General features: G+C 56.7%; 20 protein-coding genes and 1 tRNA gene. 14 read left to right on the forward strand and 7 right to left on the reverse strand.

Features of this window, described 5'->3' with window-relative positions:
* Positions 1–10: 10 nt before the first annotated feature.
* From ACEN9P_RS17210 to ACEN9P_RS17225, 4 genes are all read right to left on the reverse strand, one after another.
* On the reverse strand, positions 11–1,675 hold the full coding sequence (locus tag ACEN9P_RS17210; protein WP_495619928.1) for a ShlB/FhaC/HecB family hemolysin secretion/activation protein: 1,665 nt from the start codon (positions 1,673–1,675) through the stop codon (positions 11–13).
* 308 nt (positions 1,676–1,983) lie between these two features.
* Positions 1,984–3,372 (reverse strand): hypothetical protein, encoded by a 1,389-nt coding sequence (locus ACEN9P_RS17215; protein ID WP_495619929.1) that lies wholly within the window; start codon positions 3,370–3,372, stop codon positions 1,984–1,986.
* Positions 3,373–3,374: 2 nt separating this feature from the next.
* Positions 3,375–4,526 (reverse strand): ATP-binding domain-containing protein, encoded by a 1,152-nt coding sequence (locus tag ACEN9P_RS17220; protein ID WP_495619930.1) that lies wholly within the window; start codon positions 4,524–4,526, stop codon positions 3,375–3,377.
* Positions 4,523–5,941, reverse strand: coding sequence for a protein kinase domain-containing protein (locus tag ACEN9P_RS17225; RefSeq protein ID WP_495619931.1), 1,419 nt, complete (start codon positions 5,939–5,941; stop codon positions 4,523–4,525). The genes ACEN9P_RS17220 and ACEN9P_RS17225 overlap by 4 nt, the downstream gene beginning before the upstream one ends.
* A gap of 119 nt (positions 5,942–6,060) precedes the next feature.
* On the opposite strand from ACEN9P_RS17225, the gene ACEN9P_RS17230 reads away from it, so the two are divergent.
* The 6 genes from ACEN9P_RS17230 to ACEN9P_RS17255 all read left to right on the forward strand — a co-directional run bounded on the left by ACEN9P_RS17230 (position 6,061) and on the right by ACEN9P_RS17255 (position 15,614).
* Positions 6,061–6,136, forward strand: a tRNA-Thr gene (locus ACEN9P_RS17230).
* Between the two features lie 264 nt (positions 6,137–6,400).
* A complete protein-coding gene (gene hsdR / locus ACEN9P_RS17235) occupies positions 6,401–9,964 on the forward strand; it encodes a type I restriction-modification system endonuclease (protein ID WP_495619932.1) in 3,564 nt (1,187 codons plus the stop codon).
* A 40-nt stretch (positions 9,965–10,004) separates the two neighbouring features.
* Positions 10,005–11,465, forward strand: a complete 1,461-nt coding sequence (locus tag ACEN9P_RS17240; RefSeq protein ID WP_495619933.1) for a class I SAM-dependent DNA methyltransferase — start codon at positions 10,005–10,007, stop codon at positions 11,463–11,465.
* A gap of 425 nt (positions 11,466–11,890) precedes the next feature.
* Positions 11,891–12,856, forward strand: a complete 966-nt coding sequence (locus tag ACEN9P_RS17245) for a restriction endonuclease subunit S (RefSeq protein WP_495619934.1) — start codon at positions 11,891–11,893, stop codon at positions 12,854–12,856.
* Positions 12,853–14,526, forward strand: coding sequence for an AAA family ATPase (locus ACEN9P_RS17250; protein WP_495619935.1), 1,674 nt, complete (start codon positions 12,853–12,855; stop codon positions 14,524–14,526). Before ACEN9P_RS17245 ends, ACEN9P_RS17250 begins: the two co-directional genes overlap by 4 nt.
* Entirely contained in the window at positions 14,526–15,614 is a 1,089-nt protein-coding gene (locus tag ACEN9P_RS17255) for a hypothetical protein (RefSeq protein WP_495619936.1), read from the forward strand. The genes ACEN9P_RS17250 and ACEN9P_RS17255 overlap by 1 nt, the downstream gene beginning before the upstream one ends.
* A 218-nt stretch (positions 15,615–15,832) precedes the next feature.
* On the opposite strand, the gene ACEN9P_RS17260 is transcribed toward ACEN9P_RS17255, so the two are convergent.
* Positions 15,833–16,030, reverse strand: coding sequence for a hypothetical protein (locus ACEN9P_RS17260; protein ID WP_495622193.1), 198 nt, complete (start codon positions 16,028–16,030; stop codon positions 15,833–15,835).
* On the opposite strand from ACEN9P_RS17260, the gene ACEN9P_RS17265 reads away from it, so the two are divergent.
* A complete protein-coding gene (locus ACEN9P_RS17265; RefSeq protein WP_495622229.1) occupies positions 15,953–16,231 on the forward strand; it encodes a hypothetical protein in 279 nt (92 codons plus the stop codon). The genes ACEN9P_RS17260 and ACEN9P_RS17265 overlap by 78 nt on opposite strands.
* Before the next feature lie 141 nt (positions 16,232–16,372).
* On the opposite strand, the gene ACEN9P_RS17270 is transcribed toward ACEN9P_RS17265, so the two are convergent.
* Entirely contained in the window at positions 16,373–16,684 is a 312-nt protein-coding gene (locus ACEN9P_RS17270) for a hypothetical protein (protein ID WP_495619937.1), read from the reverse strand.
* A gap of 118 nt (positions 16,685–16,802) precedes the next feature.
* On the opposite strand from ACEN9P_RS17270, the gene ACEN9P_RS17275 reads away from it, so the two are divergent.
* From ACEN9P_RS17275 to ACEN9P_RS17300, 6 genes are all read left to right on the forward strand, one after another.
* A complete protein-coding gene (locus ACEN9P_RS17275) occupies positions 16,803–17,084 on the forward strand; it encodes a YHYH domain-containing protein (RefSeq protein ID WP_495619938.1) in 282 nt (93 codons plus the stop codon).
* 24 nt (positions 17,085–17,108) lie between these two features.
* A complete protein-coding gene (locus ACEN9P_RS17280; RefSeq protein WP_495619939.1) occupies positions 17,109–17,468 on the forward strand; it encodes a DUF6232 family protein in 360 nt (119 codons plus the stop codon).
* A 678-nt stretch (positions 17,469–18,146) separates the two neighbouring features.
* A complete protein-coding gene (locus ACEN9P_RS17285; RefSeq protein WP_495619940.1) occupies positions 18,147–18,482 on the forward strand; it encodes a hypothetical protein in 336 nt (111 codons plus the stop codon).
* A 3-nt stretch (positions 18,483–18,485) separates the two neighbouring features.
* Positions 18,486–18,665, forward strand: coding sequence for a hypothetical protein (locus tag ACEN9P_RS17290; RefSeq protein ID WP_495619941.1), 180 nt, complete (start codon positions 18,486–18,488; stop codon positions 18,663–18,665).
* Positions 18,666–19,111: 446 nt separating this feature from the next.
* Positions 19,112–20,374, forward strand: a complete 1,263-nt coding sequence (locus ACEN9P_RS17295) for a hypothetical protein (protein ID WP_495619942.1) — start codon at positions 19,112–19,114, stop codon at positions 20,372–20,374.
* Positions 20,371–20,586, forward strand: a complete 216-nt coding sequence (locus ACEN9P_RS17300; protein WP_495619943.1) for a hypothetical protein — start codon at positions 20,371–20,373, stop codon at positions 20,584–20,586. Before ACEN9P_RS17295 ends, ACEN9P_RS17300 begins: the two co-directional genes overlap by 4 nt.
* A 52-nt stretch (positions 20,587–20,638) precedes the next feature.
* Here ACEN9P_RS17300 and ACEN9P_RS17305 read toward each other — a convergent pair whose 3' ends face one another.
* Entirely contained in the window at positions 20,639–20,851 is a 213-nt protein-coding gene (locus ACEN9P_RS17305; RefSeq protein ID WP_495619944.1) for a helix-turn-helix domain-containing protein, read from the reverse strand.
* 102 nt (positions 20,852–20,953) lie between these two features.
* On the opposite strand from ACEN9P_RS17305, the gene ACEN9P_RS17310 reads away from it, so the two are divergent.
* Positions 20,954–21,766, forward strand: coding sequence for a lysozyme inhibitor LprI family protein (locus ACEN9P_RS17310; protein WP_495619945.1), 813 nt, complete (start codon positions 20,954–20,956; stop codon positions 21,764–21,766).
* Positions 21,767–21,836 lie beyond the last annotated feature (70 nt).

A 21,836-nucleotide genomic window follows, 5' to 3' on the forward strand; every position in this document is an offset into this window, starting at 1 on the left:
GTGTTCTTCTTCAGAACGCCAGCGAGGCGCTCAGGTGGGCATTCCAGTCGCCCCGTTTTTCCGTGAGGGAGCTGCCCGCGTTGTTCACGCGCGCCAGGTCCACATTCAGGCTGAAATCGCGGCTCATCACATAACGCAGGCCCGCGCCCACGCTGGACACCGTGACGCTGCCGGGCAGGCCGCTGCTGCCCACCTTGTTGTTGCTGCCGTGGCCCGCGTCAATGAAAAACACGCCGCGCAACTGGCCGGGCAGCCCGACACGGCCGGAGAGTTCCGGCGTATAGAGCTCGGCATTGGCCACGATGCCGCTGTCGGCCGTCACCGCCCGCTCCTGGAAGCCGCGCACCGTCGTCGAGCCGGCCAGGCCGAACTGCTCGCCCGCGAGCAGCGGTGTGTCGGTGTACTGGGCGCTGCCGGCCAGGCGCAGCTGCCAGCCGCTGGCCAAAGACTTGAACAGCGAGGCGCTGGCGCGCGCGGCCATGAAATCGTCACGCGTGCTGCGGTTGCCAGGCGTCAGGTAAGAGTAGCGGTCCGTGCGGCCGTCGATATTCGTGTAGCGCTCGCCGCTGGGAATATTGCGCGACAGGCCGACGCTGTAGCCCGACACCTGTTCGGCACCCTCGGTCTGGCTGCTGTAGGTGATGCTCAGCGGCGTGGTCTTGTAGGGCACACAGGAGGCAATCGGCGGTGTGGGCGGCGCGATGCTGACCGTGACCCCGCCCACTTCGCAGCGCGAATCGACGAGCTTGTGGTCCAGGCCCAGCACCAGCTTGGCCGTGCTTTCGCCGCTGCGGCCGAGGAAGTGGTTCCAGCGCAGGCCGTACACATCGCCCTTGCCCGTAAAGCCCAGCAGGCCGCCCAGCACCGGCGAGCTGGCGGGCGAGTTGACGCTCGATTTACCGTAAATAAAGTCCACGCTGTCGCCATACGCATACAGCGGGACACGGTAGCCCACCGAATAGACATTCAGGTTCACGCCCGAAGGGCTGTCGGGCGAGGTGGTGTAGGCCAGCGTGCCCACATGGTCGCGGTTAAACAGGTTGGCATGCTGCACGGCCACGCCGGTGCGCCAGCGCCCGCTCGACGGCGAACCCGTGTTGTCCAGCGTGGTGATGATGCGCAGCGGCTTGTGGTCGTCGACCAGCACCTTGGCGTCTATGGTGCCCGGCTTGTCGCCCTCGGCCAAGGTGACGCCGACCTGCTTGGCCGGGCTTTCATTGGCCAGCTGTATCGATTCGGAAATCGCGCCCAGGCTGGGCGAGCGGCCCACCTGCAGCCGCACCAGGCTGGCGCGGATATTGGCCTCGTCGAAATGCTGGTTGCCCGTCACCGTGATCGAGGAAATCACCGTTTCCCGCACCAGTAGTTTCACCGCACCGCCGGCCAGTTCCTGCTCGGGCACCGACACCAGCACCGTGCTGTAGCCGGCCTTGCGATAGGCCTGCTGCAAGGCCTCGACTGCAAGCTGGATATCGGCGAAACCGCGCTGCGGCCCGGCGAGAGGACCCACCAGGCGATCCACTTCCGCCGCGGGCAGCAGGGTGTTGCCCTCGACCTGGAAACGCGTGATCTCAAAACGCTCATCGGCCGCGAGAGCCGTTGTGGCAGCGGCCATGGCCAGCGCGCCGGTCAGGCCGCAACGGGCCAGGTAAGTGATCAATCGGCTTCGACTCATTTGTTCTCATCCACGGGGACCGGTGGGCTGAACAAATGGCTTGGAAATTGGAGCTCTCAAAGGGCTGTGTTCAGGGCTTGGTTGATCGTAACAGGACGTAAGCTAAAGCGTGCATGCGGCTTGGAGCTTTTACATCGGAAGAATTCGCTTTGTTGTCACTTCGCTGCGGTTTTGCAGAAATTCTGTCTTGGCAGGTATTTGAGTGGCGCGCGCAAAAAGCCTTCGTGAGGGAGGTTTTCTCTTTCGGGCCCTGGCTGACATCAAGTGACATCAGGGCACAAATTGGTACTGGCTTGGGCGTTGACGCGCTATTTCTTTCTCGTGCGGCGCGTCGAAGGATAGGGGTCCTCTGGTTGGTGTAAGTCGGGCAATTCTTTGACAAGCATTGCTAGATCAGCTGCTAGTCGTGAGAGCCTCACCTTGGCAGATATCGGGTATTCGCGGTCCTCGAGGCCAAATTCCTGCTGCTGAGGGTACGCTCCGAAACGATCTCTTCTTTTGGCTTGAAAGGTAAATGTTGCTATCACAAACGGCACCAATTCCACTTGGATCTCATTGGCGTGCCCGAGCTTGGCTGCCACGCTGTCCAGGCCAACTCGTTCGAGTATTTTTAGTTCGGCAAATGCAATGTCCGAAGACGGCGCGGAAAGCTTTTCTTCGACTCTCTCAATGTCTCTCAATACTCGAAACCCAAGGCCACCCTGGAGGGCCATGACTTCTCGTGGCGACTGCAAAGTGGCATACAGACCGTACCATGCCAGGAGCGCTGAATTTTGGGAGCTACGCAGAACGTCGAAATGTTCCAAAGAGCCTGGAGCTACTCGGGTCGCGATGAAGGCGCATGCCGCAGCAATCTCGTCATCCGCGGCCGTTGTACCTGACCCCGCACCTGATGGTGAAACGTTCCGAAGTGCATGTTGCAGATAACTACCGCGCTCCTCCCGCGTTGCCGAAAGAATCGATTCAATAGGGACAACTCGATCAATACTCCTCGCCAGAACTCTCCAAGCCGCTTCTTGAGCAGCCTGATTGCTGTGAAGCAACGCGTACGCCATTGCGCCGGAAGCGCTTTCGGGGCGTAATCCCATGCTGACTTGAGTGACAACACTCAGAACATTGATGAGACCTTCGACAGTTCGTTCTGCCGATTCAGTCGCATCAATAGAGTTGATCATTCCATACGTGTCCAGCCACCGTCTCGGCAGTTCCATAAATGCGTCGGGGCCGCTTCGCGCCGTCATCGCTCGCCCCCAAGCATAGGAAAGCGTGCGCTTGCAAATCATAGGAGTCAATTGCCTAATGCCCAGTCGGCCGTCACCGTGAAGGAGTGATTCCACCAGTGCTAACGTAGTCAGCGCTGGTAATACAGCGTCGTTGAACGGCAGCATGTCCACATCAAAGTGTTGCCGAGCCTCTTCCCTCGTCAAAAATCTGCAGAAGGCGGATATAGGGGAAGGTGTTTGTGGGGCCGCCACGACCGCAGATAGCACTTCTGACAATCCACCATCCGGCACAATGACTAAACTAGGCATCGTGAAACGCTCGAGGGGATTCTGTTCCCAGTAAAGATTTAGGTTGGAATCCTCGCCGAAGCTAAACCCAATGGTTGATGCGCTATGCACGCGACTTTCAAGCATCTTTGGTGAGCCGAGGCATAACTCAAAGAATTCGCGTCGGGATAATTGTGCGGACCACATGTTTAAGCCTTGCCGAAAATGCGTTTCCTTGTAACCGGCTCTTTTGGGGGCGACGCCCCAAGAATTGCTGATTCGAGGTAGCCGGGTATCGATTTATGCCAATAGATTGTGAGCGCCGTTTTGGTTCTTGTTATGCCAGTGTAAATGAGGCGTTTTTGTGCGCCGCCCATCCGGTGTAAATAGTCAAGACCTGCAATATGTACGGCGCGAAACTCCAAGCCCTTAGCCGCCGTCAGCGTAGAAAGCCAGACTGGTCGAGTTGAGTCAAACCCTTTTGAGTTTGCTCTTGTTATTGAATCGCCTAGCCCAGCCTTGGCTAGGCCGCTAAAGATCGCATCCAGTTCCTCATTTCGTGGACAGAGCACGCCAATGAGGTCATCGGGATAAGCGAATCGTTGGTCTTTAATTTGCACCGCCATTGCTGCAGCTTGCTCATCCAAAGTCAGCCCTGATTTAGGCAAAAATGTCGACGGATAGTCCGCTTCCTTGTAGTTAGTATGCTGCTGAAGCGGAACATATCCAGGAACGCCTTTGAAAATTCCGTCAGCCACTCGACAAATGGCCAAGCCATTTCGAAAGTGAAATTTCAAAACGTGAAGATGGTCAGTGGAATTTTTCAGTGCCTCGCTGCAGTCGTCAACGTTGTAAATACGTTGCCTGGAATCCGCAGTTGCAACGAGGACCTCCGTAAGGCTCTTTATTAGAGTAATCTCAAGCGGCGTGTAATCCTGCGCTTCATCGAGAAGTAAAGCTTCAAATTGAGTTCCCACTCGTCCTGCTTTGAGAAGTGCGTCTAGACGCTTGGCACGCTCCGCGCGTGCTTCATCTATGTCGAGGTCATCGGTCTCAAAACCTTCCCCCTCTGCTCTCAAAATGTCGGTAAATAACCTCGTATGAGTAATGATCTTGTCGTTCGGAAACTCATACTGAAGGCCTCCTATTTGGATGAACTGCTTTAGTAGTGAACCAAAAACTACGATGTGCAGATTGGGGCGCTCCCCTAAATAAAGCTGATTGGCTCGGAGAAGCAAGAGATTGGTTTTGCCGCTTCCCGGTGGACCTTGTATTAGAAGACTGTCGTCTTGATCAATGTCTAGAAGCTTTGCCTGTTCTGGGACAAGATCATCCTCATCTTTCCACCATGTATCAGTCATAGTGTTTCCTCCGTGCCAATCAGTCGTAACACACCGTGCTTCGGTGGTACGTATCCTTGTTCCAACAGCGTATAGGCCTGCTCGAGGGCTAGCAGAAATTGAGCTTCAAAGTTCGGACTATCCAAGATTATCTGTAACTCACCAGACTGGAAGTGCGTCGTCGGAGGCATTTGCCGAGGATCTATTTCCTGGGTGGAGAGAGCTGCGGAAACTTCTCCGCGAAAAATATGTGCACCACCGTTTTCGTCAATGAGTGTAAGAGTGAGCATTAGTGTCAACTTAAAGGGCAATCCCTTGCCTTCATCTTGCTCAAAGTGCACGCAGGTTGTGCAAATTCCTTTTTCGATGTTCTTAATTGATTTTGTTGCCCGCAGTGGAAAACTTTGCAGGTCGTTCATAAGTGCGGCGATGCGAGACTCGAGACGATTGCATACGTCGTCCAATACTTTACGAGTCATCCGACGAACTTCGCCTGCCGGCTTACCTTCGACAGCTGTAGCCTGAAAATACCTCTGTCGTTGCTTAATACGGTCGCGAGAGGCTGCTGCGTTCGCGGTGTCAGCAATCCCGGTGTTCTGAAATCTGGGCCAGCTCACCAGTTCAAGCCGAGTGGTTGGGCTTTTAATCAAGCAATGATTGGCTAAAGCCACGTAGCGGGCATTCTCGGCATGTATCTTGGGTGTTTCGCTCTTGACAGCCTCCACCAATCTAGAAAATGGCTCGGAAAAATCATCAAACAAGACCTGATGCATGAGCATGTCATGCAAGACGGCGCCTAACTGATAGAACGTTAGGGCTCGCCAACCATCAAGAGTGTCCTCCTCTGCCCGTAGTAAAAATTCGGGTGAGCTATATCTGAGAGTTCCAATAAAGAAGCGTTGATCAATATCCGTTAAGTTGGATATGCCTATAGGTCGGAGAACACCCAAGTCGAGCAAAATGGCTCGTGAAAAATCGTCTGTTATCGCGATATTTTCCGGTTTGATATCCCGATGTGCCAGATTTCTATCTTCTAGAAAGCGCGCTGCTGAAGCAATTTGCTCGATCAATATGGGAATTGAGTCATCCGGGATGGCCTTAAGTACCTCATGAAGGTTTTTGTATGGGAGACGCTCCATCACAACGAAGAGGTGACCGGTAACTTCGCACTCTCCTCCGTCAAAAATATGAACCAGATTAGGATGGTCTGCGCCGATGAGGCTTTTTTCACGCAGTATCCGTTCGAGTTGTGCCGGCTTGCCGTAGCGTTCCACAAGTTCTGGGTGGAACACCTTTATGGCTGCTTCAATCCCACCCTTGGTTGCGGGCATAACGACCGCTGACTTCCCTTTGCCGTAGAACCCGTCAATTTTCCAACCTCCCACTTCGACGTGTTGGAGTGACTTGACCAGCAACTCAGCTTGTGCGGAATCCATTTCTCCTCCTGCGCGGCTTTCGCCATCTATTTTCAAAGTGTACCGACGGATAGCGGCCTTGGTGCATGGCTAAATGACCCTGTGAGAATTCATTAAAACCTGTTAGAATCATTGGCTTAGCCGGTGTAGCTCAGTCGGTAGAGCAGCTCATTCGTAATGAGAAGGTCGGGTGTTCGATTCATCTCTCCGGCACCATATTATGAAAAGCCTGGATGCTATTTAAACGATAGCATCCAGGCTTTTTTGTTTCCGATGTAACGGCGGATGTAAGAGCCTTTCGAGATCCGCTCGGCCGGCACGCAATATAGGGCTTACCACCTTCGCCTCTACGGTTCAGGGGTTCACGTGCTGGCACTGCCCTGGCTCGGACTCCCAAAAGCATGCTGGGCCGAGTACATGGTGTGCACCGCGGAACCGCGTTGGGCAGGCAAGGACGTCAATTGAGCGCAGAATAAAGGGATGGAGCAATTCCCGGTGAAGGTAAAGGAACTGGCAAGGGATAAGGGGAACACGAAAGCAATGGCGAGAAACATCGCGCAAGAGATCAGCAATTTCGGCTTCTTGGCCGAGCACAGTCCGTTGCTAGCAGATCTTGGATCGACCGCGGAGCGGCTCTATCCGTTCGATCCAGCCAGTTGCGTGCTAAAGCTTCGGTTGCTGGCGGAGAGCATCACGCAGGAAGTAGCTTCCCGCATAGGGTTGCGTCTGCTGCAGCCTACCCAGGCCGAACTGCTGCACGCAGTGGACCGGCGGCTAAGCCTAGATCCGCAGGTTCGCCAGATGTTCCACCTGCTGCGCCAGCGGGGTAATGAAGCTGCGCACCAGGCAGACCACCGCATCGGCTACCGTGAGGGACTGGACGCGCTGAAGGTGGCGCGTGAAGTGGCCCTGTGGTTCCATAGAAGCTTCGGTATCAACCCCGATTTCAAGCCCGGCCCCTTCATCCTGCCGGACGACCCCAGCCAGCAGTTGCTCACGCTGCAGCAGCAGGTGGCCGACCTCACCCAGCACTTGCAACAAGCCCAAACAGAACAGGCAGCTAAAGCCCAGATGACCGAACTTCTGGCCGCCCAGGCCGCGCAGGAGCGAATGCTAGCCGAACGGGCCGACGAAGAGCGCACCGTCTACGAGAGCCTGGCCCAGGAGGCCAGCACGCGCTACGCCACCCTCAAGGCCGAATTTGACGCCCACCTGCAGGTCACCAACGCCCAGTCTGATACAGCCAGCTCTCAAGATATTAAGGCCTTCGCGCAGCGAGCCACCCAGGCCGCACAGAAGGTAGCCATGGACGAAGCATCCACCCGGCTGCTCATCGATCAGATGCTCAAGAGCGCGGGCTGGGAGGCCGACACGCACAAACTTACCCATGCCAAGGGCGCCCGTCCGGAACGCAATCGCAATCTGGCGATTGCCGAATGGCCCACTGCTGGCAAGCAGAGCGCCGACTACCTTCTCTTCGCAGGCCTCACACCCGTCGCTGCGGTCGAAGCCAAGCGCCTCAACGTCAACGTGGCGGGCAAGATTGGTCAGGCCGAGCGCTACGCCCGCGGCTCGCACATCGAGCCTGAACACGAAGCCGCCTGGCTGACCGAGGGGCGGCAAGGGCCCTGGCCCGATGGGCAGGGCGGCGTTTTTCACCTGCCCTTCGCATACTCCTGCAACGGGCGCCCGTTGGTCAAGCAGAGTCCTGAGGCCAGCGGCACCTGGTTCCGTGACCTGCGCCACCACGGCAACTTGGCCAAGCCGCTGCAAGGCTTCCACTCGCCCGAGGGCTTGCTCGACCAGCTCCGCCGCAACAAGGCCGAGGCCGAAGCCAAGCTGCAGAGAGAAAGCTATGCCTACCTGGGTCTCCGCGACTACCAGCAAAAGGCCATCAGCGCGGTTGAAGCAGCTTTAGCCGCCGGTCAGAACAACTGCCTGCTGGCCATGGCCACCGGCACTGGCAAGACGCGCACCATCATCGGTCTCATCTACCGCCTGCTAAAAGCCGAGCGCTTCCGCCGCATCCTGTTCCTAGTGGACCGCACCGCACTCGGCGATCAGGCCATTGACGTCTTCAACGAAGCGCCACTGGAGCAAAGTCAGCCGCTGTCCAAAATCTACAACATCGCTGAGTTGGGCGACATGGCCGCCGAAGCCGAAACCCGCGTGCAGGTGGCCACCGTGCAGGCTATGGTCAAACGCATTTTCGGCAGCGACAACGCCCCCCCGCTGGATGCCTTCGACTGCATCATCGTGGATGAAGCCCACCGCGGCTACACGTTGGACCAAGACATGACCGAAGGCGAACTCACCCTACGTGACCAGGCTCAGTATCTTTCCACCTACCGGCGCGCACTCGACTACTTCGACGCCGTCAAAGTAGGTTTGACTGCCACTCCCGCACGCCACACCACCGACATCTTTGGTCGCCCGGTCTACACCTATTCCTACCGCGAAGCCGTGGCCGACGACTGGCTCATCGACCATGAGCCCCCCATCCGCTACCAAACCCTGCTGAGCCAGCACGGCATCCATTTCGACAGCGGCCAGCAGGTCGAGGCCATCGACCTCGGCACCGGCGAAATCGAAACCGCCGAACTGGACGACGAACTGCACTTCGAGCTAGAGAGCTTCAATAAGCGGGTCATCAACGAATCCTTCAATCGGGTGATCTGCGAACAGCTCGTCCAGGAGCTGGACCCCATGGGTGAAGAAAAGACCATGATCTTTTGCGCTACCGACGCGCACGCCGACATGGTCAAGCGGCTGCTCAACGAAGCCTTCAAGGCCGTGCACGGCGACCACTACAACCAGGCTGCGGTGGAGAAGATCACAGGCGCGTCCGACAAGGTCGACCAACTCATCCGGCGCTACAAGAACGAGCGCTTTCCAACCATCGCCATCACTGTGGACCTGCTGACCACCGGCATCGACGTGCCGCCCATCTGTCACTTAGTGTTCATGCGCCGGGTCCGCTCCCGCATCCTGTACGAGCAAATGATTGGCCGCGCCACCCGCCGCTGCGATGAAATCGGCAAGACCGTCTTCAAGATTTACGACCCGGTGGACCTTTACGCCTCGCTGAGATCCGTCAACACCATGCAGCCGCTCGTGAAGGATCCTAAGGTCACGCTGGAACAATTGCTGGACGAGCTGAACAACCCTGCCGCACACGAAGCCGAAGGCAGCGCCCCAGGTCGCAGTCACGCGCACGACGTGCTCGACCAATTCAACCAGAAGCTCATGCGCGTGCTGCGCGACGCCGCGCACAAGGCCGAGAAAAAGCCTGAACTCAAAGAGAAGCTCGACCAGCTTGAACGGCAATGGGGCATGCCGCCGCAGCAATTGCACCGACACCTGCACCAGCTCGGGCAGGAAGGTGGTCCACAGGCCGCAGCTGAATTTTTGCGCCACAACACACGACTGCTTATGCAACTGGCCGAGGTTAAGCAACTCGTGGGCACGGCCTACATGCCGGTCATCTCGACGCATGCCGACGAGCTGAAAGAGCGCAGTCAGAGCTGGGGCGAGTACACCAAACCCGAGGACTATCTCGATAGCTTCAGCCACTTCGTGCGAGAGCAGGTCAACCAATCCGTCGCTATGGCCACGGTGGTCAACCGCCCCAAGGACCTCACCCGCGAACAACTTAAGGAAGTTCGAATGCTTCTTGACGGTGCTGGCTATTCGGAAGCCAGCCTCAAGGCCGCTTGGCGCAACCACAGCAATCAGGATATAGCTGCTGGCGTTATCGCCTACATCCGCCAGGCTGCGTTGGGGGAGGCCCTGCTCCCCTATGATCAACGCGTGGCCCAGGCTATGCAAAAGATCTACGCTAAAAACTCTTGGAACCCGGTGCAACGCAAGTGGCTAGACCGACTTGCCAAACAACTCACGCACGAACTCGTCATCGACCATGCCTTTGTCAACTACGCCTTCGCAAACGATGGCGGTGCCAAACAACTCGACATGCTCCTTGGGGGCCAGCTTGAAGGCGTGATCAATGCGCTGGCTGACGGCCTGTGGCCGCGGGCCGCATGACAATTCAACGTATCAAACTCTACAGCAATCCAATATCTCAATGACTACCCAAGACATCGTCCAGAAGCTCTGGAATCTCTGCGACGTACTGCGCGACGACGGCATCAACTACAGCGATTACGTCACCGAACTAGTGCTTCTGCTCTTCATCAAGATGGAGCACGAGAACACCGAAAGTGGCTTGCTGCAGAACCACAAACTGCCGCCTTATGCACGCTGGCCAGAGCTGCGAGACAAGAGCGGCCTGAACCTGCTGCGCAACTACCGCGAAACGCTGCTGAAGCTTTCCACGAGCGACGACAAGCTGATTGCCGCCATCTACTCCGACGCACAGACCAGCCTGAAAGAGCCGCGGCACCTGGAGCAACTGGTCAAGAGCCTGGACGGCATCGACTGGTTCAGCGCGCGGCAGGACGGACTGGGCGACTTGTACGAAGGCTTGCTGGAGAAGAACGCCAGCGAAACCAAGAGCGGCGCCGGCCAGTACTTCACGCCACGCCCGCTGATCGACGCCATAGTCAAGGTTGTACGGCCCCGACCCGGTGAAACCGTGCAAGACCCAGCCGCAGGCACCGCTGGTTTTTTGATTGCTGCAGACCGCTATATCAAGGACCATACAAACGATCTGTACGACCTTCCCGCGCGCCAGATCAAGTTCCAGCGCAACCAGGCATTCCTGGGCATGGAACTGGTGCCCGGCACGCGGCGTTTGGCGCTGATGAACTGCCTGCTTCACGGCATGGAAGGTGACGATGAAGGCGTGGTGCACGTGGGCAACACGCTGGGAAGTGCCGGCAGCGCGCTGCCCAAGAGCCATATCATCCTGAGCAACCCGCCTTTCGGCACCGCCAAGGGCGGCGGGGGCCCCACGCGCGACGACCTCACCTTTGCCACCGGCAACAAGCAGTTGGCCTTCTTGCAGCACATCGTGCGCCACTTGCGTGACGGTGGTCGTGCGGCCGTGGTGCTGCCCGACAACGTACTGTTCGAAGGCGGCGTAGGCGCCGAAATTCGTCGCGACCTGATGGACAAGTGCCGGCTGCACACGCTGCTGCGCCTGCCCACAGGCATCTTCTACGCCCAGGGCGTCAAGACCAATGTGCTGTTTTTCGAAAAGGTAAGCCAGGCCGCAACCGGTAGCACGCAAGAGGTTTGGGTGTACGACATGCGCGCTAACGCGCCGAAGTTCGGCAAACGCACACCGCTGACCGACGCGCACTTCACCGACTTCATCGTCGCGTATGGCGACGACCCCAACGGCAGGGCCGCACGCAGCGACATGGGCGCGCAAGGTCGCCTGCGCCGCTTCAGCCGCGACTGGATTGCGAAGGAAAGAGGCGACAGCCTGGATATCGCCTGGCTCAAGGACGACAGCGCCGAAGATGCGGCCGACTTGCCAGAACCGACCGTGCTGGTGCGCGAGGCGGTGGAGGAGCTGAACGGCTCGCTGGCGGAACTGGAGGCGATCTTGGCGGTGTTGGGTGAGGAAACTAAACTGTGAGTAAGCTGCCCAAGAGTTGGTCTGAAGCACCGATCCGTGCACTTATGAAGTCACTTCCGGATGGGAAGCTCGTGCACCAAGGATGGAGCCCTCAATGCGAGTCTGGTCCAGCTCGTATAGCTAGCGACTGGGGCGCGCTGAAGACGACCGCAATTCAGGACGGTGCGTACCTTCCCGAGTACAACAAGCGACTCCCAGACTCACTGGAAGCCAAGGAGCGACTTGAAGTTCAGCCCGGTGATCTGCTCATGACATGTGCAGGACCACGTGTTCGTTGCGGGGTTGCATGCTTGGTCAGAGAGACGCCCGCCAGGCGATTCATCTCCGGAAAGATGTACCGTTTCAGAGCTAACGAGGGTTTGATAGAACCGCGGCTGCTTGAAGCCTTCTTGCGTACCCCGGAAACGAAGGCGCAGATTGACGCCATGAAGACTGGTATCAGCGAAAGCGGCATGAACATCACGCACGAGAGGTTCTCTCAACTGGTTGTTCCCTTAGCTCCAAGGCCTGAACAGAAACGCATCGCAGATAAGCTCGACGCAGCCCTTACGCGCGTAGACGCCGTCAACGCCAGCTTGGCTCGCGTTGCCCGCCTCATCAGACGAATACGCCAGTCCGTCCTTACTGCTGCCACCTCGGGGCAATTAACAGAGGATTGGCGGACAGCCAATGCAAACTCATCTTCATGGGACGATTGCCAGATCGGTGACCTCCTCCAAGAGAAGCCTCGCAACGGCTACTCGCCAAAGGCTGTAGATCACGAAACGGCAGTTCGCTCGCTGACACTCTCGGCGACAACGACTGGGCGCTTCCGGCCTGAATTCTTCAAGTTCGTTCCTGAAGACATCTCAACGGACTCGCATTTGTGGATAGCAAAGGGCGACATATTGATCCAGCGCGCCAATTCCCTCGAGTATGTTGGTATCAGTGCAATCGTCAACGTTGAACTTAGTGGGTACATCTACCCTGACCTGATGATGAAGTGCCGAGCGAACGAGCGCACATCGCCAGCCTTCCTTCATATGTTGCTCAGTTCGGAAGACGTGCGGCAGTACTTTCGTAGCAATGCAACGGGCACTGCGGGGAACATGCCCAAGATCAATCAACAAACGGTCGTTTCTGCCCCTTGTCGCCTACCCCAAAAAGGCGAGCAAGCCGAAATCGTCCGCCGAGTCGTCGCCATATTCGCCCTCGTCGATCGCCTCGAAGCCCGTCTGCAAACTGCCCAAACAGCCACTGAACGCATAACCCCGGCCTTCCTGGCCAAGGCCTTCCGCGGCGAACTGGTGCCACAGGACCCGAACGACGAACCGGCCACCGAATTGCTTCGCCGTTTGCAGGCAGATCTACCTGCGAGCAAGTCCACGCGGGCCATAGGGGCTGCCGCGTGAGATTGCTGTCGATCGAACTCTTCGGCGAATACAAGGGGTTGAAAGATCAAGCGTTTGACTTCTCAGCTGCCGGTGGCGACGTTGCTGTATTGATTGGCATGAATGGCTCAGGCAAGTCCCAGGTGATGGAACTCATCGCCGAGGTTTTCGCCTATTTGGAGCGGAAGCAACGCTCGGACTTTCGCGTCAGAGAACCTTTAGGGTATGAATTCCGAGTCGATTACCAGCTGGCGTCGGCCCTCTTTCAAGGAAGCCGCCGCTATGTGATCGACTCGCGCGATGGACTCCAGGTTGAAGTCTACGAATCGGCACGCGATCCTGCAGCAGATCCGCAAACCCCTCCAGACGCGTGGCATCCAGTCCAGGGCGTCGCTGGGTTGAACGACGTGCTGCTACCGCGGCTCGTGGGATACGCCTCTGGCCTTTCCGAGAATCTGCAACGTTCCTTCATGAGGAACGCACTTCAGTTTCATGACGTCATCCGCGTGCGATCCCGACTCAAGGAAGAGCTCGCTCGGCCTGATGTGGACGAACGCGCAACGATTGAGATCAACCAAAGGTATCTGGACCGGCACGGTGGGATATTCAGCGCGGAGCGCGACGCAGATGGTCCTGAGCTGTTCCGTCTGAGGGAGGCCGACACCGTTGCACCAAGGAGTTTGTTTCTCGACTACGACTGCGCGGCCTTGCTCATCGCGATGTTGGGCATGCTACCTGCAGGCGACCGCAATGCCATCTGGAGAGAGATTCCGTTTCGCCATCCAGCGCGCGCCATCATTCGTTTTGATCTGCGAGGGCAGGCCACTGCCGGCGACAACGCTCGCGACATCCAACGGCTGATTGAGCTGGCTGGCCCCGACAGGCTCGCGCCACTTTCGGCCAGGGCATCGGAGGAGCAGTTCGATCTCTTCCAGTTGGACTACCTGGCCGGTGACATTGAACTAGACTTCACCGACCCGCAGGTCGTCGGCCGCCTCAGTGACAGTGGGCGTGATCCAAGCCAGTGGTTCTCAGCGCTCTACAAGCTACAGCTCTTGGGTGTTGGGGGGTGGACGGGCGCCATCAGGAAGTCATTGCGACGGGATGGCTTCCAGGGGCATGTGAAGAAGCCTCTCAAGGGGAAGCTGCCACTTTCGGTTCAAGCACTTTGGATGTCCGACGGACAAAACCAGGCAGCGCTCGATGACCTGAGCGATGGCGAGGTTCAACTGCTGCTCACGCTTGGCGCGGTCCGGCTGTTTGGGGACAGCGAAACCCTGTTTCTTTTTGACGAACCCGAGACCCATCTGAATCCAAGCTGGCGAACGCACTTTCACTTGGACTTTGAGCGGGCGAACGAGGCACATGGTTCTGCACAGGCCTTGGTGTCATCGCACTCCCCGTTTCTGGTTTCGTCTCTGCCGCGCCAAGCGATCTTTCACTTCAAGAAGGTCGATCGGATGACGTCGATGAACACGCCGGACAGCGAGACGTTCGGTGCCTCGTTCGAACTACTGATCAAGAGGCACTTTGACTTGAAGGCGGCGATCTCTGAAACGGCCATCCAGGAGATCAGGGGGAAGCTGGCAGACAACAGTCTGAGCAAGGAAGCCAAGCTCGCATGGCTGGAAGGTTCGGTGGGCGACTCGGTCGAGCGTTCATACCTGATCAACAAACTGAGGGCCGAATAGTGCTGTTTGCCATCCGGCCTGCCCTGACTCAGCCCAAGGTGTTTGACGGTTTGAACCGTTTGCTTCGTGAGGTGATGCTGGCCGCGCTAGAAGCGAGGGCCGTCGACCCCGACGTGCTTCCTGTTGGGTTGCATGCAGCCGTCGATGGCAATCAGGCGACCCGGGACGCTGTCACGAGATTGCGGGAGGCGTTGGTCGGTCTAGACCAGGCACGCAAGACCGCCTTCAGAAGCGACCTCCTGCTCAACACGGAGCCTTGCAACTTCTTGACCGATCGCACCTTGGCAATGCCGACCATTCCCGAGGGGGTCTTCTCCCAGCTAAAGACACTTTCGGTTCACCTGTACGAGCGGAGCGCAAAGCTCGTGGGCGTGGAGGCGGCGTGCGGCGAGTGCATCGACGATCACTGCGCACGTTTTCGCGCGGCCGCAGCACCGGGAAATGGCAATGTCTGCTGCGTCTGCGGCACAGAATACTTGGCGCAGATGCGGGCGGGTATCGATGACAACGAACAGTGGCGTGGCCCATACGACCACTTGCTAGCGAAAGACCACTACCCGCTGTTCGGTGTCCATCCGGGGAACCTGCTTCCGATTTGCCATACGTGCAATTCCAAGGCCAAGTTGACGAAGGACTTGCTCTACAAGAATGGCCAGCGACGACTGAGCTTCTCGCCATGGACTGAGTGCGCCTTGCCAGCGGAGATTCAGGTCACGATCGATGACACCGACGTGTTCCCGCGGGTCGTGGTCGAACTTCAAGGCGGCACGGCGGATCGAAAGGAAAAGCTGGACACCTGGAATGAGGTTTACGAGATCAAGGTCCGCGTCGAAGGCGAGTTCCTTGCGCTGCGCGAGAAGGTCGCCGAAGATGTCACGTCGGGTAGCGAAGCCGACTTTATGGCGGATCTCGAACAGCGGGCACTGGCCAAGATGAGCGCTTGCAGGGTGAGTCCCTTCAACTACTGGCGAGCTCGGGTTTATCGCTCGGTGGGCACCATGGACCAAGCAAGCCGAGAGGCCCTCCGACTTGCGGTTCAGCAAGCCACTCCATCAGCCCACGACATAGAGACCCTGTTCTACAACTGACACTTCACTGTCTGCCGGATTCTTTCCGGTGGCCCGGTACGAAATTGGGGGCTCGGTACCCGGTCAGTCATGTCAGCCCGCGAGCGAAAAAACTACGATCGAGTCACCCCCGCCCCATCCCAGGGACTTTGTGGCGGACTAAATGTGCCACTGTGTGAGTCAAAGTTCGCGTGCCGCGGTGACCGGATCTTTGTGACCGTAGTCAGCTATCTCCGCAATTACTGGCCATCCAGGCGCGCTATGGTTAAGCCGGTTGGATGCCATTTACCCCCTGCCATGTAGTCGCCCACTTGGGCTCTATAAGTGAGAGGGTCAGGTGCCTCATGCTGTCGGCTGGCATGGCGCTGCTGATTGCACCACGCGCAGGCCGCGACTACGTTCTTAGAAGTATCGGGGCCGCCGTTGGCCTGCGGTATGAGATGTTCTGCCGTACACCGAAGATGCTTGGCGAGCCGGAACGTAATGCCCAGTTCCTTGGCATGCTGCCTACCGCCTCGTTCCCACATGAGAAGCCGGCAATAGAAGCATTGGCCGTTTTGTTTAAGAAACGCCTGTCGGCGAAGTTGAATAAGACGTTTGTGCCTTTTAGGGTTCACTGGGAAATCCACTTGGTTTAACAAGCAATTTCCCGGTGACGCTTCGCACGTCAGTCGGGCACCGGCGGTTATCCGTATCGGCGATGCCTAGGCTTAGCCTAGGGCGGTCAGGGGCTGCGTATCCTGAACAGGGTTAAGTCTACGAAGTTCGGGGCGCCCTGTCTATCCTCGCAATTGCTTCCTGGCCCACTTCCCGAAGTACATCAAGTAGGCGCCGGTGGCCAACACGACGGCCACTACCATCCAATCCCCGGTTGTCTCTGGAGTCAGCATGCGCAACCACCAAGGGAAGCCGGCCAGTACATCGGGGGCCTCCAGGCCATGGCGGTCGAAGACCCGAGTGATTCTTCGGCCAACTTGGCTTACGCGCAGCCCTTGTAACGCCATGAAGCCACCTAAGCCATACAAACCTTTGCCAAGAGTCGTAGCTATCCACGGCCGGCTCATAAATCCCATCAGCAATGTCTCGTACATGCGGTGCTCCCATTCTTCTCATGGTGCCATAGGACTTCGAAGGGAAAACCCTTCCTCCAATCGGAGGAGGCGGGCAGCATCAGCACATGTCACTATGCGTAACAACGCTGGAGACATCATGAAACTGTCCTGTGCGCTCGTGCTGCTTTTGGCATGCGAGTTTGCTACTGCTCACTCGGGCGGCACGGATGCGCAGGGCTGTCACACGAACCGCAAGACTGGCGACTATCACTGTCACGGCGGGAAGAAGACGGCAGCAGTTGCGCCGGCAACTCCAACGGTTCCGGCCGCGGCTCCAGTCACCCCGGCGAAGGGCGGCGGACCTACTTGCCATGTCGGCCCGCGCGGCGGGACGTACACGATTACCAAGAGCGGCCGGAAGAACTATGCAGGTTGCTGAGTTCAATACAACTGGAGGGGTCACATGGATGAGAAGCAATTCTTTAGCTACGAAGATGTAAAGGTCACGAACGCTCGATTCGTGAACGGTAATCAGACCTACGCGATGAGCAACATTACTTCCGTCAAGTCGTTTGTGCAGAAGCCCAGCCGGCTCGGAGGAATTATTGTCCTGCTGGTCGGCCTCGCGATTGCGATGAATACACCCCTCGTGGGCTTGCTGATTGCGGGAGTTGCTGCGGTGTACCTGTTTCAGCAGAAGACGAAGTACCACATCATGCTCGCCACGGCGGGCGGCGAAGTAAGTGCACTTACAACTCACCAGTTTGACTATCTACAAAAAGTCGTTGCAGCTTTAAACGAGGCCATTGTTTATCGCGGCTGACTAGCGCCGCCCACGCGGCTCGTGGAACCACAGGAGGGGAAATGAAAAAATTAATCGCTGTCTGCATTTGCCTGGTTTCAGCCTTCGGCGCTTCTGCTCAGACGGTATCGACGAGCCACCCCGCTTTAGCTGCCACTGGCGGTCGCTTCGTATTTGGGCAAGTATCTGATTACCAGCGGGACAAATATCTGTTGGATACGCAGACGGGGCGAATGGGGAACATCGTCTGCGTTGGCCCAGAGAAGGACGGGCAGTGTCCCAGAGGATTGCAACCAGTGGTTTTTGTTGACACCAAGGGGGAGCCTACATTTTCTCCGCCTGTGCCTTCGCGCTAGCTGCAGATTGGCGAGCGTCGACATTTGGTAACGGTCAAGGCCTAATAATGCTTCCGAAGGCGATTCAGACGCGATGCAATTCATGTCTCGAATCGAGATTAGCCGGTTGCCGCCATAGCATTAAGCTGGTCGGTAGCAAGGTCATACTTCGATGTAGGGGGTGTGGCGGCGGCTGGGCAATTGACGCCAACTCGCTTCCTATGAATGCGCCGCCTGAGATACTTATCCAATCGATCAACAACTTAGTCGTCAACCATATCGCAGACCTAATTCCACCTGATCCGGGAATTCTCGACGAGGAACCGGTCTAGCGTCCAGCCGCAGGCGCCTCAAGAAAACGACAATGGTTACTCACCCTATTCATGTAAAGCGCGACGGCTACAAGGGGTCAAACCCCGGTAAGCGCGCAAAAGCCTATGAGACGAATCGCATCGCGTTCGAACTAGAGCAGTACATCAATAATTTGCTGGCCGCTCAGGAACAACCGATCCAAGTTTATTTCTATCACACGATCGCTGACGCCACTCGAACCCCGGTGGGGGTTGTCAGCAAACTCTGTATGGCAATTGATGGCGGCAGCAGTGGCTTTACAGCTATCAAGTCAGGCATGACTTATGAGCAAGCTGCGGCCAAGATGGCTGGCACTAAAGAAAGTCCGAAAAAAAGCCCCAAGGAATAAGTAGTGAAAGAAATCCGCCTCTGCTGGGCCGAGCATGTCGTTCACCATGAAGACCAGGTTAAGGACGGTGGCTTATGGACTCCAGCCACGAAAGAAGCGCGCCGGGACTATCAGATTGTTGCCGAAACGGCCAATGAGATTTATGGGCCCGGATCGCACTGGGTGGAAGAGAGGGAGGCGTGAGGTGCGCTGTACTTGATAACGATTCTTCAGTTTGCGCGCGCTTCTGTGCAGGTATGGAGGTTAAGTCATGACGAAAGTTGAAGACCCTGTGGCACGTCTAATCGCCTTTTATGCGGGAGATCCTGAGTCTCTTGCGCAGGCGCTGCGCGAGCATCTCGAGAGAGGGGACTTTCTCTTTTGGAATAGGCTAAGGGCTAGGTGGGCGTTGTATGCCGCACTACATGAAATACGTCGAGCTGCACGTCATACTCCCGAAGGCGTAGCACTGCGGCAAGCTCGAGCGGCGGAACATACCGCATTCGCCGCATACAGCGCTTTAGTAATTTCTCTTGCCGCGCTTTGGGTGTCGTGGCTCGCATACCAAAAGCCATGAGTTGCTTGGGCTTTATGAATTGAACTTTTTATTATTCAATAGCGGTTGAGATACCATTCCTAGATTCGGGGGCATGATGACCAGCGAGGTAGTACTGCTAAATAAAGATGCAATCGTGATTGCTGCGGACAGTGCAGTGACGGTCGGGCGCGAGCCACATCCTCGCTACTCGAAGTCAGCCAATAAAATATTCGACGCTTCAGTTCACGGCAATCTCGCTATGGCGATCTTTTCTGGCGCGGAGATAGATGGTGTACCCTGGGAATTAGCCATTAAGCAGTTTCGGGCGGCAGACAGTGCCAAACTTCAGCGCGCTAATGTAAGCGACTATGTTCCTGCCGCAATTCAGTTTTTGCAAGGGAACCCATTGTTGTTCCCAGCTCAATGGCTTGAAGAGAAGCTGATAACGAAATTAGCCGTCGCTGGCCTTCAAATCGTTGATGACGTGAAGCGGTTGTATCCCGATATCGAGAATGCTGAACGACCCCAACAAGAAGCCGCGCAAGATTGGGCAATTGCTGTAAATGGTTCGCGGCAAGAGTTAGCGGGAATCGAACTCGCAGGCGGTCTTTCCGAGGATAACTATCAAGCCGTTCGAGCCCGTATCGGCACTTTGGCTCCAAGAGTCTACGAATTCCTCTCTCACGGGCTGCACCGACTGGTCACGCCAGAGGACTTTTGTGATCTTGCAGTTGAATATACTTTTAGAGCGCCGCACTATGTTTTTAGCTCCACGGGGGTAATTTTTGCCGGCTATGGTGCAACTCAAATATTCCCCGCGTTTCACTCAATAACCGTCTACGGTCATATTGGCACTGAGATTTGCTATACCAGCGGTAGTGAGCACGTGATGGATCATTCCAAAGGGGCTTGGATTCAACCATTCGCCAAGGTTTCCATGATCCAACGGTTCACCGATGGTTTCGATTACAAACAACAAAATCTCCTTCGCGAGTCAATAATAAATTCGATGTCTACGCTTAGCGCACGTCTTACGGAGCAAGGAGTGGCAATAGACGCAAACATTTCCGTACCTATCATGAAAGAGATTGCTGATGAGTCAGTGTCAAATTGGCAGCAAGATAATTACAAGGAGAATTTTCATCCGCTTCGACGCGTGCTCAATAGTTTGAGCGTGCAAGAAATGGCTGAACTAGCAGAAACGCTTTTAGTCCTAGAATCGCTACGCGAACGGGTAACGTCACCCTCTGAAACCGTTGGTGGTCCGGTAGACGTGGCTGCGATCACGAAAGCGGACGGCTTGGTTTGGATACGCCGTAAGCATTATTTTGAACCCAAGCTGAACCTTAGATACCTCGAAAGGATCAGATCATGATTTTCCGATCAAGCCGTAAAGCCGAACCTTCAAACTCAGTTTGGTCGACTATTGCAATTGAACGAGCAGAATCGCCTGAGCGTTCGATTGATGGCCTTCGAGAGGACAAGTTCAGAGAGTTCCAGGAAGATCGAAAACTGGCGGCAGTTAAGGCTGACAAAGAGGAAATTTCGCGCGAACTTACAGCAAGCGGCATACTTCGCCAGAAGTAGGTGGGGAACTCCTACCTGACATCACACCTCGACTTTGCACCTCATCGCCGAGCTAGAGGTTAGTGAAAATCTCCCCAATTGGCGTTTTCAGTGCCGTCGCTAACGTCTGAATGGCGTCCAGCGATGGATTGGCCCCGCCTGTCTCTATGCGCGACATGTAAGTGCGTGCAAACCCACATTTCTCCGCAAACTCCTCCTGCGACAACCCCGTGGCGCGTCGAAGGTCGCGAATGCGGTGACCAAATCTGATTCGAAGAGATTTCATTAGCCTGCAAGATTGCAGGCATGTGCTCTAATAGTGAACACACTAATCGTGACATATAGTTGACTTCCTTGTCGACGAAATCCACCCTTCGAGAGGAACACCATGGGTAAGGCTGGCGGCATTATTGGACTCATTGGCGGCATTTTTGCCGTGATAGCCGCGTTGGTCACGCTAGTTGCGGGAGGTGTCGGCGCTGCTTTTCAGGCTGACAAAGCGCAGTCGGTTGTCAACTTCGGCTGGTATGGGCTTGGGGTGGCGTTCTTGGTCATTGTGGCTGGCGCTGTGGCGATCTTCAAACCCAGCGTTGGCGCATTTGGTTTGCTGCTGCTGTCGCTGATTGGCGCCATTGCAGGCGGAACTGCTGTCGCGATTTGTCTGGTGCTGGCGCTGCTTGGCGGGGTACTGGCCGCTTCCGGGTCGAAGGATGCAACAGGCAAGCGCACTTGGTGGCAGTGGGCGGGATTACCGCTTGGCCTAGCAATCGCGATTGCGATATCAATGCAAATGGCGAGTCCTGGCGCAGAGATTGCAGAAATCGCCCCGGTATCTCTCACCGCGCCGGCCGCGACACCCCCACCTATCACCGCGGCTCTTGAGCCCGTCGTTGGGACCGCCAAAGCACCGACGAGCGTTGAAAAACCCGACGAGACTCTTCCGCAACACATCGCGGCCAGCGAGTACGAATCGGCGGACAAAGCATTGAACGAAGCCTACAAAGCAGCTATGGCCCGACTCGATTCCGACGCAAAGGCGGCGCTGCGCACATCTCAGCGCGCTTGGATAAAGAAACGTGACCTTGAATGCACCCCCGATCCTGCGGCGGGCGTCGGTCCGGGAAGTGCCGGCGCTCTCGACTCTCTTGCTTGCCAAACGACAATGACCGTGAAGCGTACAAGCGAGATTCACGCGCTCTAGTGCCTCCCCGACCGCGGTCTTACGTGAAGATTGGGTAGCAGGCCCTCCTATCTCATCAGTATCGACCGAC

Source organism: Polaromonas sp. Polasp52 (assembly GCF_059491565.1).

Coding starts and splice junctions, on each gene's coding strand:
- ACEN9P_RS17210 (WP_495619928.1), bottom strand. CDS start 1,675: ATGAGTCGAAGCCGATTGATCACTTACCTGGCCCGTTGCGGCCTGACC.
- ACEN9P_RS17215 (WP_495619929.1), bottom strand. CDS start 3,372: ATGTGGTCCGCACAATTATCCCGACGCGAATTCTTTGAGTTATGCCTC.
- ACEN9P_RS17220 (WP_495619930.1), bottom strand. CDS start 4,526: ATGACTGATACATGGTGGAAAGATGAGGATGATCTTGTCCCAGAACAG.
- ACEN9P_RS17225 (WP_495619931.1), bottom strand. CDS start 5,941: ATGGATTCCGCACAAGCTGAGTTGCTGGTCAAGTCACTCCAACACGTC.
- hsdR (WP_495619932.1), top strand. CDS start 6,401: ATGGAGCAATTCCCGGTGAAGGTAAAGGAACTGGCAAGGGATAAGGGG.
- ACEN9P_RS17240 (WP_495619933.1), top strand. CDS start 10,005: ATGACTACCCAAGACATCGTCCAGAAGCTCTGGAATCTCTGCGACGTA.
- ACEN9P_RS17245 (WP_495619934.1), top strand. CDS start 11,891: ATGAAGACTGGTATCAGCGAAAGCGGCATGAACATCACGCACGAGAGG.
- ACEN9P_RS17265 (WP_495622229.1), top strand. CDS start 15,953: ATGGCGCTGCTGATTGCACCACGCGCAGGCCGCGACTACGTTCTTAGA.
- ACEN9P_RS17270 (WP_495619937.1), bottom strand. CDS start 16,684: ATGTACGAGACATTGCTGATGGGATTTATGAGCCGGCCGTGGATAGCT.
- ACEN9P_RS17275 (WP_495619938.1), top strand. CDS start 16,803: ATGAAACTGTCCTGTGCGCTCGTGCTGCTTTTGGCATGCGAGTTTGCT.
- ACEN9P_RS17280 (WP_495619939.1), top strand. CDS start 17,109: ATGGATGAGAAGCAATTCTTTAGCTACGAAGATGTAAAGGTCACGAAC.
- ACEN9P_RS17285 (WP_495619940.1), top strand. CDS start 18,147: ATGGTTACTCACCCTATTCATGTAAAGCGCGACGGCTACAAGGGGTCA.
- ACEN9P_RS17295 (WP_495619942.1), top strand. CDS start 19,112: ATGATGACCAGCGAGGTAGTACTGCTAAATAAAGATGCAATCGTGATT.
- ACEN9P_RS17300 (WP_495619943.1), top strand. CDS start 20,371: ATGATTTTCCGATCAAGCCGTAAAGCCGAACCTTCAAACTCAGTTTGG.
- ACEN9P_RS17305 (WP_495619944.1), bottom strand. CDS start 20,851: ATGAAATCTCTTCGAATCAGATTTGGTCACCGCATTCGCGACCTTCGA.
- ACEN9P_RS17310 (WP_495619945.1), top strand. CDS start 20,954: ATGGGTAAGGCTGGCGGCATTATTGGACTCATTGGCGGCATTTTTGCC.